We start from the raw sequence: 12,186 nt of genomic DNA on the forward strand, positions 1-12,186 counted from the left end.
CAGCTATAACATTGTGGCGCAGATGTGGATAATTTAGCAAAGATAAAAAATCCGGATTTCGTTGAATCTCCCTAGAAGTCAGTTAAACCGTAGGTTTCGTAATATCTTGTAACGTTTTGAAAAAACTTATTCATGAAATTTGCTTAAGAATTTTTGATTTGAAGCAAGCATTCGGCTTTTCAGACTTTTAAATTTCTATGATAGAAATACAATCACGGCAAAATTTGTATAAGGAATGATTATGTTTGTTGCATTGAAATGGGACCATCAAATAGGTGCGCATTTTGTTTCTTGGATTGTCGTCGAGTGTTCGGGTGTGAATGAAAAGTTTGGTTTGCCACAAGCATTACCTCCTCGCAGAGACATTGCCTATTTTGTTGACGAAAAGACAGCGGAATATGATGCAAAGGTATTTGCGGCTTATAAAAATGGTTTGCTTGATATCACTTTAGTAGACAAGTATGACCCTTATTTGTCTTCGCACCATGGCTTTTGTCATTATGAGTGGGATCACACTTATATGGGTGACTTGGTGAAACATGCAGTATTATATTGGGAAGATGGCAAACACCAGCAACCTAAGCCTTTTAGAGATGACATTGGTTATTTTATGTGCCCAAAACAATCAGAAGCCGATAGTCAGTTTTATGCACAATATAAGCTCGGCCTGCTAGATTTCAACTCAGAAAATTTAAAAACAGCCTAACACGTAGCAAGCAAAGTGACATGAAGCTAGTTTGTGCTAGCTTCATTGATTAATTTATTTTGAAAGTCTGATTTCACAATCTCTAGTGCAGCAAGTACATCTTCGGCTGGTAACTCATGTTGTTCTAATAACATTATTAAGTCGACTGCTAATTTCACATGGATTGGTGCATTTTCTAAATTATTGCTCATTTCTAAAAGTTACTCATTGACCGTTGAACCTCTTTTAGCCACTTGTGTCATGGCAACATCAATTGCAATATCGACTCTTTGCTCCATTTGGATACGCTCATGTTGGGGTAAATAAAAAGCCATGTCTACATCATAGCGAATATACCTTGCAGGTAGTTGATTAAGTACTGTACAGCAAAAGTCAGCCATTACATCATCATCGTATTTGTCTTGCAGGTTTCGTTCAACGATGCGATCTAGCATGACTTTTTCATAATAATTATGTACATCATCATGTAGTTTCATGTCATCTTCCTAATGTTTTTATTTTTTGAGTTTATACCAAAAATCAATAGTTTTCGAACACAGCGTATAAAAGTTGTTTATGTACTTCAATCAGTTGTTCTTCATTACGTTGGTAGCCACCGCCAAGTCCAATCGATAAAGGGATATCGCTGTTTTTACAAAATGAAATTACTTTTCTATCACGCTCTAATACACCAGCTAGACTGATATCAAGTAAACCAAGTTCATCTTTATGATAAATATCAGCACCGGCATTATAGATAATAATATCAGGTCGATAGAGACGTTTAATTAAATCTAAAGCTTGCTCTAGTGTTTGCAAATAGTGTGCATCGGTACAACCTTTTTCGAGCTCGAAATCAAGATCTGAGCGCGCTTTTGCTCGGGGGAAATTCTGAGCGCAGTGTAAAGAGCAAGTAATGATGTTGTCGTTACCATGTAAAATGTCAGCAGTGCCATCACCTTGGTGCACATCGCAATCGAGGATCACAACGCGCTCAACAAGGCCTTGCTGGATCAGATTTTGCGCGGTTATGGCATGATCGTTAAAAATACAAAAGCCAGCACCATGGTCGAATTTTGCATGATGGTAGCCTCCTGCTAAGTTTAAGCCAAGCCCTTGTTTTAATGCGTATTCAGCAGCTTCAATACTTGCACCAACAGAAAGCAAAGTTCTTTCAACCAGCTCCGTTGACCATGGAAAGCCCATTTTTTTGATTGCTTTCTCAGATAAAAAACCATTCACAAATGCGTCGACATAATTTACATCATGGCAAAGCTTGATCTGCGCTAAGCTAGCTGGTTTCGGCTCAAAGACTTGTTCGGAGAACCCCATATCATGAATTGCATTTTCAAGTTTCTGGTATTTCTTTATCGGAAAGCGGTGCCTCTCAGGCAGTTGTAGGGCACTGTATAGAGGGTGATAGAAAATCATTAGCGGTTTTGTTGTTTTTCGACTTGTTGAATTTTGTCTTCAGTGGCGGAAATGGCTTTTCTACATCGCCCAAGTCGGGCATGCAGTGCCAATATTTCTTGATTGATTTTACTTGCTTCAGAAGTACTTGCCGATGATAGCTGCTGTTTACGAATATCGATCATCTCTTGTAAACGACGCTCAAACTCATGGTTTTGTGATAGCTCTTGATACAGCTCATGAGAGCTTTGCATGATTTTCTTGACCGCTTGCTTATAGACCTTTGCTTTTTTGGGCTTTGTAAACTTATTCTCTTTGGCCCAAACAGGCGTAGATTTTAATACCTTTATAACGGCTTCTATTTGTGTACTTAATTTTTCGAGGGCAAACGCATAAGCATGACGTTTATCTGGGCTTGGTAACCTTGCAAAAGCATCTTTGATTTCGTCTACGTAGTCGCAAAGTTTCAAGCTTTTTGTAGCAAACACGCTGTGTGCGAATAAACTTGGCTGTGCTTGAATGTAGCGGTTTTTATCAAACCACTTCGCTTTATCAAATTGGTGAGCATGCTGAGCAAGTTGCTCAATTTGCTGCTGTAATTTGACAATGGCCTGACTCATATAAAATAAGCCTCATAAATAAGTTTACCGGCAAGGACGATAACGACACTATTAAACAGTGGTTTTATCAGCTTATTACCGAACTTAATTGCAGAGTGTGCACCTATCCACGCGCCTACCATTAAAAATAGCCCCATGGTAATACCGAGTAGAAAGTTAACATGACCTAATGCTACAAAGGTGATCAGCGAAATAAAATTTGACACAAAGTTCATTGAACGCGCGAGTCCGCAATTCAACAATAAACTCATTTTGTAGAGTAGGCTATTTGATGCAGTCCAAAAAGTGCCCGTACCAGGGCCTGCTAAACCATCAAAAAAGCCTAAACTTAACCCTTGTGACCACTGTTTTATTTTTAGCTGCAATGTTTTGGTAGGTAAATGATGACTGGTCTCAGTACTAAACTTACCAAATAGGCTGTAGCAGGCTACAGCAATGATGATCACTGGCAGTAATTTATTTAAAAACTCAATACTGAGATGATCAACCAATAGAGTACCGAGCAGTGCACCGATTGCGGTTGCCAGTATAGACCCTGCCCAAAACTTGGGGTTGAATAAGTTCTTTTTATAATAGGTGATGCTAGCTGTAATTGAGCCAAAGCTTGCAGCAAGTTTATTGGTACCTAACGTCATGTGTGGAGGTAAGCCTGCAGTAAGAAGAGCTGGTACAGTTAACATGCCGCCTCCGCCAGCTACCGCATCAATAAAGCCTGCTATAAGAGCGACCAAACACAATAAGCCCCAAGTCATGGGGTCGAGCGCAAATTCAAACATTAATAATCTATTTGTCTTTTAAATGGCGGGAGGGTATCTAGCATGGCTTTACCATACCGTTTACTGACCAAACGCCTATCAAGGAGCGTGATTTTTCCTTGATCGGTTTCTTTTCTCAGCAGTCTACCACAGCTTTGTACTAATTTCTTTGCGGCATCGGGAACAGTGATTGATAAAAATGGATTACCACCTTTACTTGTAACAAACTCAGCTTGTGCCTCTTCTATTGGGGAGGTAGGTACAGCAAAAGGGATCTTAGTTATGACTAAATTTTCTAAATAAGCACCGGGTAAATCGAGTCCTTCAGACAAACTTTGCGTACCAAATAAAATACTGCCATGGCCAGAGTCAATGCGAGATTTGTGTTTTTTCAGTAGGGCATCACGAGAAAATTCACCTTGCACTAGGATCTGCCAGTTTTTCAGGCGCATTTTTTTCGCGACATGTTCCATCTGCCAATATGAGGCAAATAACACCAAATTACCCTTAGTTCTGTCTAAATACTTAGGCAAAGCATCGGCTAAAAAGTCACTGAATGCTTTATCAGTAGGCTCTTTATCTGTGGTCGGTATATGTAGAGTTGCTTGTTTGGGATAATCAAACGGTGAATTAGCTTTAATATATTGCACGCCTTCTTCACCTTTTAACCCACTTTCTTTTGCGAAATGGTCAAATGTACCGAGTGCACTGAGCGTGGCTGAACATAATACGGCGCCTGCACATTCTCGCCATAGTTTGTCTTTTAAGTAGTAACCCACTTCAATAGGGCAGTCGCAAAGTAAATGGTCGTGATGGTTTTTATATTCGAGTCGCTTTATCCAGCGAGCATGCGGAATACTGTCACCTTTACTAGCGTAGCTGAACCACAGTTTTTGTAATTGCTCAAGACGGTTGATGTACTGCCCACTTTCGGCTAAAAGTGGATCGGCTAAGAATGCAGTTACGTCACCATCACTGACATCTAAAGTAAGTGCATCATGCATTTTATTGAGTGCTCTTAAGGCATCGAGTGTTGCATCGCTGATGTCTTTGGCTTTAATGGTCAATTGCTCTGGCACAATACCGTGTTCAAATCGATAAGTATCGTCATCGTTGTAATTAAAATCAGCTTGATCAAGTAGGTCTCTGACCGACCTTAAATCTTTAGCCGCATCATTTGCAGCGTCATTGAGTTTAAAATTTTGGCCAATGGCTTTTTGCGACACAATGGCATTGGCCATCTTTTGGCTGAACTTTAAAAGTTTTTCAATCCAATCTAATGTGCCTTTAATGGTTGCCGCTGCGGATGAAAAGTCTCGGGTGATATGAGGCAAATGGTGCGCTTCATCTATGACATAAAAAGTCTCATCGGGCTCAGGTAATATTTTGCCGCCACCGAGCTCTAAGTCAGCAAGTAACAGAGCATGGTTAATAACAAGTACATCCATTTGCGCCATTTTTTGTCGTGCTAAATGGAAAGGACATAGATGATGAGACTTCATCTGTCTTTGACATGCATGTTTATCGCAGGCAATTAAATTCCATACTCGATCAGGAATGGTGTCGGCCCAACTGTCTCTATCACCTTGCCATTGTTTGTTCTGATAGGCATTTTGTAGCGCAACTAAGCAGTTTTTCTCTTGTTCAGATAGCGGAGAGCTTAATGTAGGCACGAGTGACATTTGCATCATGTCTTCGTCTAGTGCTGAATTTAATTTGTGCACACAGATATATCTATGCCTGCCTTTTACCAAATCAAACTTAAAATCTAGCCCTGAGTGCTCTTTAAAAAAAGGTAATTCTTTTTCGATGAGTTGCTCTTGTAAGGCAACAGTAGCAGTAGAAATGACGAGTTTCTTCTTTTTAGCCAATGCTAAGGGCAGGGCACCTAAACAGTAGGCGAGAGACTTACCTGTACCAGTTCCAGCTTCAATCACACAAATTTTTTGTGATCTATGGTATTCGCCCGCTAATACTTTGGCGATTTCTGCGACTAGATAGTTTTGGCTTTTTCTCGGTCTATAACCGTCTAAGCTTTCAGCAATGCTGGTGTGTGTTGTTCGAATTGTTTTTTTTAATGCATCTGAAAGCATGAAGGTCGCCTAAAAAGTACGGTATGTATATAATTACAGTGTTTGATATTTTAGATGGGGTTTTATCTTGGCACAAGCTGTATACGAAGGCTTTATACTATCACGCCAGCAATTTAATCAGCAGGGGAAGTTGTGTCTTTGTTATTGGCTTATGACACCACAAGGTCCAGCCAAGGTAATTATACCCGATCAGCAATCTGTTTTTTTTATTCGTCATTCAGATTTAGCGCAAGCTAGAAGCCTTATCAAAGAGCAAGGGTTGCAATGTGACATAAAATCACTTTCACTAAAGCACTTCGATGGTGAGCCCGTTGCAGCCTGTTATTTTTCTTCCAATCAGCATCTATTTCAAGTCAAGCAACGCTTTTCTCAGCATATGCGTTTGTATGAGGATGATATTCGTCATTGCGACCGTTATTTAATGGAACGATTCATAAAAGGCGGTGTTTGGGTAAGTGGAAAAGTGAAGCAACGTAATGGTTATATCGAGATCACGGATGCAAAGTTAAAAGAAAACCCAGACTACAAGCCAAATCTTTCTATGCTGTCACTTGATATTGAGTGTGATGGACAAGGGGTACTTTTTTCGGTTGGTCTTGTCAGCGAGCACTATAAAAATGTCATCATGATTGGGGCACCTCAGCAAACAGAGCAAAGTATTATTTGGGTAGAGGACGAAATTGAACTGCTGCATGTTTTAATGCAGCAAGTGAAGGCCATAGATCCTGATGTGATTATTGGTTGGAATGTCATTGAGTTTGATTTTGTGGTTTTAGCTGAGCGGGCTGAAGCACTCGGTATTGAACTTTGTTTAGGGCGTGATAACGCCTCTATAGATATTTATAAAGGCAACTATGTTCGAGTTTTGATTTCAGGCCGAGTAGTTATTGATGGTATTGATACCATGAAAAATGCCACGTATCACTTTCCGAGTTTTAGCCTTGCTAATGTGGCGAGTGAAATCTTAGATGAGCAAAAGCTTATCCAACAAGATAATCGCTTGTCTGAAATTATCAGGCAGTTTAATGAAGATAAACTCGCTTTAGCAGCCTACAACTTGCAAGATTGCATGCTTGTTATGTCGATATTCAAAAAACTAAACTTGCTAGAATTTGCCATTGTCCGAACGCAAATGACAGGTTTGGAGCTCGAAAAAATGGGCGGCTCAGTTGCTGCTTTCATTAATCTATACTTACCTTTATTACATCGAAGTGGCTATATCGCGCCAAATTTAGCCGAGCATGGTTTGTCTTTTGAGAGCCCTGGCGGTTATGTCATGGAGTCAAAACCCGGCCTTTATAAAAATGTACTCGTACTCGATTTTAAAAGCCTATATCCATCCATCATTCGGACTTTTTTTATAGATCCTCTTGGACTTATTAAAGGATTAGAAAACCAAGAGAATGCATTAGAAGGCTTCAACGGCGGGTATTTTTCTACATCTGCACATCATTTGCCTCAATTGGTCGAGCAATTGTCAGAGAAACGACAAAACGCCAAAGAGCAGGGCGATGCCATGTTATCGCAAGCTATCAAAATTATAATGAATAGTTTATACGGTGTATTAGGCTCAAAAGGGTGTCGTTTTTATGACCCTAGGCTTTCTAGCTCCATTACCCTTCGCGGTCATCAAATTATGCTAACAACGCGTAAATGGCTCGAAAATTGGGGATATGAAGTTATCTACGGGGATACAGATTCAACTTTTGTTGCTTTACCAGAAGAGTTAACTGGTGAGCAAAGTCACGAAATAGGCAAAGTGCTACAAAGAAAAATCAACCAAACTTGGTCTTTAGAATGCGAAGAACGTTTTGGCATTCAAAGTCATTTAGAAATTGAATTCGAGACGCATTACAGCCCATTTTTTATGCCGACTATCCGTGGGCAAGAAACCGGTTCAAAAAAACGTTATGTGGGCAGAGTAGCAAAGGATGGTCAATCTGAGCTGGTATTCAAAGGTATGGAGACAGTCAGAAGTGATTGGACCGACATAGCAAAATTATTTCAAAAAGAGTTAGTTGAAACATTATTCTCAGAAGGGGATCTTGAATCTGTCGCGCAAAAATATATCGAACAGATCCTTAATGGCGAAAATGACCACTTACTCATCTACAAAAAACGCTTAGGTAAGCCACTTGAGCAGTATGTTAAGAATATCCCACCCCATGTCAGAGCCGCGAAAACGCTACCAAAATCTGCTGGCATTACCTTTTGTAAAGGTACGATTATTAACTACTATATTTCTAAATCAGGCCCTACAGCAGTATTGAGTAATCAAGATCTTCAGCAAGTTGATTACGAGCATTACATTCAAAAGCAAATCATGCCCATTCTTAACATGTTTCAAGTTCACTTTAACGCGTTTAATTTCACGAGCAAGCAACATACCCTTTTTGACAATTAACGAATTATTAAAAATATCTTTTTAATGCATTTTAATGTAAATTAATTGTACCTATTATTTACCTTTTTGCACTTAAATTTCTGTTGTTTGTTCTGATTTTGGCAACTAAAAGCGTTTTTATGGCCGAATTATTTAAAAAAGGTACGGGTATGTGTATTTGGTGTTGCAAATTGGTCATATTTTTAATTGACATGAATAATCTCTGTTGTTTAGTATGCAACTAGTTTATTGCATATGTTGCAATTACCTATAAGAGGGATAACCCTCAAAAAATTATAAAAGCTACTAACAAGTGGTCCCAGGGAGATAACATGTTAAATAATAAAGTTTCAAAAGCAGTTCGCTTAGCGATCGCTTTTGGCGCAGCTTCTACAGCTGCATTTTCAGCGAATACTTTTGCTGCAGACGAAGACGGTGCAGAAAAAGTTGAGCGTATCGAAGTAACTGGTTCTCGTATCAAGCGTACTGACCTAGAAGGTGCTTCTCCAGTTGTTTCTATTACGGCTGCAGACATTAAAATGGAAGGTGATTTCACTGTTGCTGATGCCTTACGTTCAAGTTCATTAAACTCTTTCGGTTCGTTCTCAGAGCGTTCAGGTAGTTCTGCACAGTCTCAAGCAACAATTAACCTTCGTGGTGCTGGTTCTCGCCGTACTCTAGTTCTTCTTAACGGTCGCCGCTTCCCAGGCTCACCAACTCTAGGTGGCGCTTCTGCTAACCTTAATGCGATCCCAATGGCTGCCGTTGAACGTATCGATATCATGACTGAAGGTGCTTCTTCAATCTATGGTTCTGATGCAATGGCTGGTGTTGTTAACGTAATTCTTAAAGACAACTTTGAAGGATTAAATATCAACGCTGGTGTTGGTAAACGTGATCAAGATGAAGGCACAACTTCATCTGAATTCTCTATTGTAGGCGGTGTATCTAACGATAAAGGTAACATCACTTTCGGTTTCGACTTCCAAAAACGTGAAGGTATCAGCGATGGTGCTCGTGAGTACACGAAAGCGAAAATCGGTGACTTAGACGGTGACGGTGACATCGAAGCGTATACTGCTGATACTGTTGGTTGGTCAATCTATGGCGCAACTGTTGCGGCTCCTGACTTCTCTATTGCAAAAGCTTCACCACTTTGTGACCAGTTAATTGCAGAGTATGGTGAAGATACATTCCGTCGTGTTGATGCGAATGAGGATTGGGCGCCAGGCTCTGATTACTGTATGTATGCTTACGCGAATGTTTCTTACAACACAGCATCAATTGACAGAAATACTATCTACGTTAGCTCTAACTATGAACTAACTGATAGTACTCAGTGGTTCGGTCAGGCAATGTTTGTTCAGAACTCTTCATTTGGTCGTTATGCTCCTCCAGCTGCTCCATGGAGAAACATGGCTGCTGATAATCCACATAACCCATTCGGCGAAGAGACAACTGGTTACTTCAGATGGGTAGGTATCGGTACTCGTGATGGTAATGTAGATGATTACAACATCGACCTAACAACTGGTCTTCGTGGTGACTTGGATTGGAACAACGCTACTTGGGAAGTTTACTACCACCGCAACAAGGCTGATAACAAGTCTGTTGGTCAATATTACCTATCTTATTCTGGTTTAGCGTATAACCAACAAAATGGTATCGACCTTGGTTCAGAAGAAGGTATTGCTAATATGAAAGCAACGACTCTTCAAGAATCTTCATCTACATTTGACCAATACTTTGCTGGTATCGGTTTCGATATGTTTGAATTACCAGGTGGTACAGTAGCGCACTATTTTGGTATGGAATATTTCGAGCAAACGTACGCAGATATTTATGATGGTCAGTCTGAAGCAGGTCGTATTGGTGGTTCTGCTGGTAACTCTTCTATGGGTGAGCGTGATGTAACTGCATTCTTCTTTGAATCAGTTCTTCCTATTACTGACACAGTAGAAGTAAACTTAAAAGCTCGTTACGATGACTACTCTGATTTCGGTGACAACGTAGCTCCTGCAGTTTCTGCTCGTTGGCAAGTTACTGACAGCGTAGTTGTTCGTGGTTCTTACTCTGAGTCTTTCCGTGCACCTGGTCTTGACCTGTTAAATGCAGCACGTACTTTCTCTGCTGAATCAGCGATTGACTACAGCAACGGCGCTACAACATCTAGACAATATGACACTTACTACACGCAAAACTCTGAGCTAGATGCTGAAACATCTGATTACACTAATTTAGGTGTGGCTTGGGATGTTAACGATAACTTAAGTTTCAAAGTTGATTACTTCCAACTATCAATCGACAATGTAATTCAGTCTAAATCACTTCAAGCACTACTATCTGATGAAGCTGCAGGCTTAATCACAGCAGTGTCTCCAGATACTGATACATCAAATGAAACTTTCTACCTTAAGCGTGCAGCAGCAGGTACTCTACTTGAAGCTGGTACCTCTTACTTTAACGGCACAGGTTTTGAAATTGAAGGTATCGACTTCACTATTAACGCAAATATTGATACTGAATTTGGTGACTTCCGTTTCAACAATGTAAATAGTTTTGTTCTTTCTTATGAGAGTGAAGTAGGTGGTTTAGTACAAGACAGCGCTGGTTGGTCTGGTCAGCCTGACTTCAAGTCAGTAGCTACAATTGCTTGGTCTTATGGCGATCACTCTTTAGCTTGGAACGCTACTTATACGGCAAGTACAACAGAGACTGAAGTAGCACCTCAAGATGCAGATGGTAACAACATTGCTAATGCTCCATATGTTACTGATGGTAAGTTAGATAGCTGGTTAATCCACAACTTAACTTACACTTATTTTGCAGGTGAAATGGGTTCTGTTACGTTTACAGTTAACAACTTAACAGATGAAGATCCTGTATTATCATCTAACGGTACATGGGATAACCAAGACCTGTATAACAACTTTGGTCGTGATTATCGCCTAACGTACTCAATTAGCTTCTAATTGTTAATTAAATAGAAAAAGGCTGAATTCATTTCAGCCTTTTTTTTTGAGGGAGAAAAGTTAATGAATAATCATTGGTCAGAATATTGGGGGCAAGGTTATATAACTTCATTTGGAGGGGCTTTTAAAAATAATTATCAAGGTGAGATAAAAGCTCTGTGGCAGAATTTTTCTAAAGCTTTAGATAAGCATTCAAATGTACTCGATATTGGCACCGGTAATGGTGCTGTTATAGAGTTAATCCAAGCTGTTTCTCAGCATGAATGCGTGGGGATCGATCTAGCAAAAATAAATGATGATGTTACAAGGCATATAAAAGGACATTTTATTTCTAATATCTCAGCTGAGAAAATGCCATTTAAAAATACTGAATTCGATACGGTTATATCTCAGTTTGCACTTGAATATTCAGATGTCGATTTGAGTTTAAGTGAAATACATAGAGTATTAAAATCAAAAGGTAAATTACACCTAGTTTGTCATCATAAAAATTCAATAATAGTTGAGCCCAACAGGCAGATCCTTGAAGCGGGTTTAGCGGTTAAAGAGAATGTGCTTACAGATTTAAAAGCCCTAGTGAACGAACTAATTAATAATAAATCTAGCAATTTATATAAAGAAAAAATAGAGCAGTTTATATCTTCATTTCAGTCATTAGAAAAAGTCAGTCTTGAAGCAACAAATTTTCCGGCGTTTTACCAATTTATAACTGAAAATAAAAGCATTGACTTTGAACAAGCATATAAACTATTCGAATCAGAGCTTGAGTTATTATTGTTAAGGTTGAATGAACTTAAACAGGCAGCAGAAAATACCGAAAAATTGTTGCATAAAATTAGAAATACTCAATTTTACTCTGAGGTAGTGGTTAGAGAGCTAAGAGACACATCTAATGGCTTAATCGCGGTTGTTATTTCTGCAGAGAAGTGTTCAGGGACCCGAAATTGAATTTATTAAGCTTAGACCAACAAAGTATTTGGTAATTACTGATTAGGAAATGCGTATTATTTAAATGCTCTAATTTTTTACTTCGTTAATCAGAATTTATTTACGATCGCTGTTCGTACACTTTTTTCTTGACCCATCAAGTATTTATTTTTCGTTAACCTAGGTTGTTCACAAACACTATTGTTGAAGAAAGTGTAAATTTTTATCTCCAATTGGTTGACCTTTTGTTGTTCCTGCTATTAGTATGTTGCCGGAGTATTGCATTAGGTACATTTGTTAAGTTTGCAGTAGTTCAATAAAAACATTAAAAAACAAAATCT

10 protein-coding genes are annotated in these 12,186 nt (G+C 39.2%); 4 read left to right on the plus strand and 6 right to left on the minus strand.

Annotated elements, in window-relative coordinates; translation table 11 throughout:
* Positions 1-241: 241 nt before the first annotated feature.
* Positions 242-706, plus strand: a complete 465-nt coding sequence (locus ACXAC4_RS04910) for a hypothetical protein (protein ID WP_475159462.1) — start codon at positions 242-244, stop codon at positions 704-706.
* 26 nt (positions 707-732) lie between these two features.
* Here the strand turns inward: ACXAC4_RS04910 and ACXAC4_RS04915 are convergent, their stop codons facing one another.
* From ACXAC4_RS04915 to dinG, 6 genes are read right to left on the minus strand one after another with little or no spacing between them, the layout of a single operon-like run.
* Entirely contained in the window at positions 733-897 is a 165-nt protein-coding gene (locus tag ACXAC4_RS04915) for a DUF2496 domain-containing protein (RefSeq protein WP_475159465.1), read from the minus strand.
* A gap of 9 nt (positions 898-906) precedes the next feature.
* Positions 907-1,182: a late competence development ComFB family protein gene (locus tag ACXAC4_RS04920; RefSeq protein WP_475159466.1), complete on the minus strand. Its 276-nt coding sequence runs from the start codon at positions 1,180-1,182 to the stop codon at positions 907-909.
* 43 nt (positions 1,183-1,225) lie between these two features.
* Entirely contained in the window at positions 1,226-2,116 is an 891-nt protein-coding gene (locus ACXAC4_RS04925) for a histone deacetylase family protein (RefSeq protein WP_475159467.1), read from the minus strand.
* Entirely contained in the window at positions 2,116-2,715 is a 600-nt protein-coding gene (locus ACXAC4_RS04930) for a primosomal replication protein (RefSeq protein ID WP_475159469.1), read from the minus strand. The genes ACXAC4_RS04925 and ACXAC4_RS04930 overlap by 1 nt, the downstream gene beginning before the upstream one ends.
* On the minus strand, positions 2,712-3,491 hold the full coding sequence (locus ACXAC4_RS04935; protein ID WP_349287248.1) for a TSUP family transporter: 780 nt from the start codon (positions 3,489-3,491) through the stop codon (positions 2,712-2,714). Before ACXAC4_RS04935 ends, ACXAC4_RS04930 begins: the two co-directional genes overlap by 4 nt.
* Positions 3,491-5,563 (minus strand): ATP-dependent DNA helicase DinG, encoded by a 2,073-nt coding sequence (dinG, locus tag ACXAC4_RS04940; protein WP_138566424.1) that lies wholly within the window; start codon positions 5,561-5,563, stop codon positions 3,491-3,493. Before dinG ends, ACXAC4_RS04935 begins: the two co-directional genes overlap by 1 nt.
* Before the next feature lie 67 nt (positions 5,564-5,630).
* On the opposite strand from dinG, the gene ACXAC4_RS04945 reads away from it, so the two are divergent.
* The 3 genes from ACXAC4_RS04945 to ACXAC4_RS04955 all read left to right on the plus strand — a co-directional run bounded on the left by ACXAC4_RS04945 (position 5,631) and on the right by ACXAC4_RS04955 (position 11,866).
* Positions 5,631-7,967, plus strand: coding sequence for a DNA polymerase II (locus ACXAC4_RS04945; protein ID WP_475159473.1), 2,337 nt, complete (start codon positions 5,631-5,633; stop codon positions 7,965-7,967).
* A gap of 311 nt (positions 7,968-8,278) precedes the next feature.
* Positions 8,279-10,918: a TonB-dependent receptor domain-containing protein gene (locus tag ACXAC4_RS04950; protein ID WP_475159475.1), complete on the plus strand. Its 2,640-nt coding sequence runs from the start codon at positions 8,279-8,281 to the stop codon at positions 10,916-10,918.
* Between the two features lie 63 nt (positions 10,919-10,981).
* Positions 10,982-11,866 (plus strand): class I SAM-dependent methyltransferase, encoded by an 885-nt coding sequence (locus ACXAC4_RS04955; protein WP_475159478.1) that lies wholly within the window; start codon positions 10,982-10,984, stop codon positions 11,864-11,866.
* The last annotated feature ends 320 nt before the right edge of the window (positions 11,867-12,186 follow it).

Source organism: Pseudoalteromonas sp. AWM4_233, from assembly GCF_056158285.1.

Excerpts from the sequence above, each read along its gene's own strand:
- ACXAC4_RS04935 (WP_349287248.1), bottom strand. The coding sequence starts at position 3,491 with ATGTTTGAATTTGCGCTCGACCCCATGACTTGGGGCTTATTGTGTTTG.
- ACXAC4_RS04915 (WP_475159465.1), bottom strand. The coding sequence starts at position 897 with ATGAGCAATAATTTAGAAAATGCACCAATCCATGTGAAATTAGCAGTC.
- ACXAC4_RS04950 (WP_475159475.1), top strand. The coding sequence starts at position 8,279 with ATGTTAAATAATAAAGTTTCAAAAGCAGTTCGCTTAGCGATCGCTTTT.
- ACXAC4_RS04955 (WP_475159478.1), top strand. The coding sequence starts at position 10,982 with ATGAATAATCATTGGTCAGAATATTGGGGGCAAGGTTATATAACTTCA.
- ACXAC4_RS04930 (WP_475159469.1), bottom strand. The coding sequence starts at position 2,715 with ATGAGTCAGGCCATTGTCAAATTACAGCAGCAAATTGAGCAACTTGCT.
- dinG (WP_138566424.1), bottom strand. The coding sequence starts at position 5,563 with ATGCTTTCAGATGCATTAAAAAAAACAATTCGAACAACACACACCAGC.
- ACXAC4_RS04920 (WP_475159466.1), bottom strand. The coding sequence starts at position 1,182 with ATGAAACTACATGATGATGTACATAATTATTATGAAAAAGTCATGCTA.
- ACXAC4_RS04925 (WP_475159467.1), bottom strand. The coding sequence starts at position 2,116 with ATGATTTTCTATCACCCTCTATACAGTGCCCTACAACTGCCTGAGAGG.
- ACXAC4_RS04910 (WP_475159462.1), top strand. The coding sequence starts at position 242 with ATGTTTGTTGCATTGAAATGGGACCATCAAATAGGTGCGCATTTTGTT.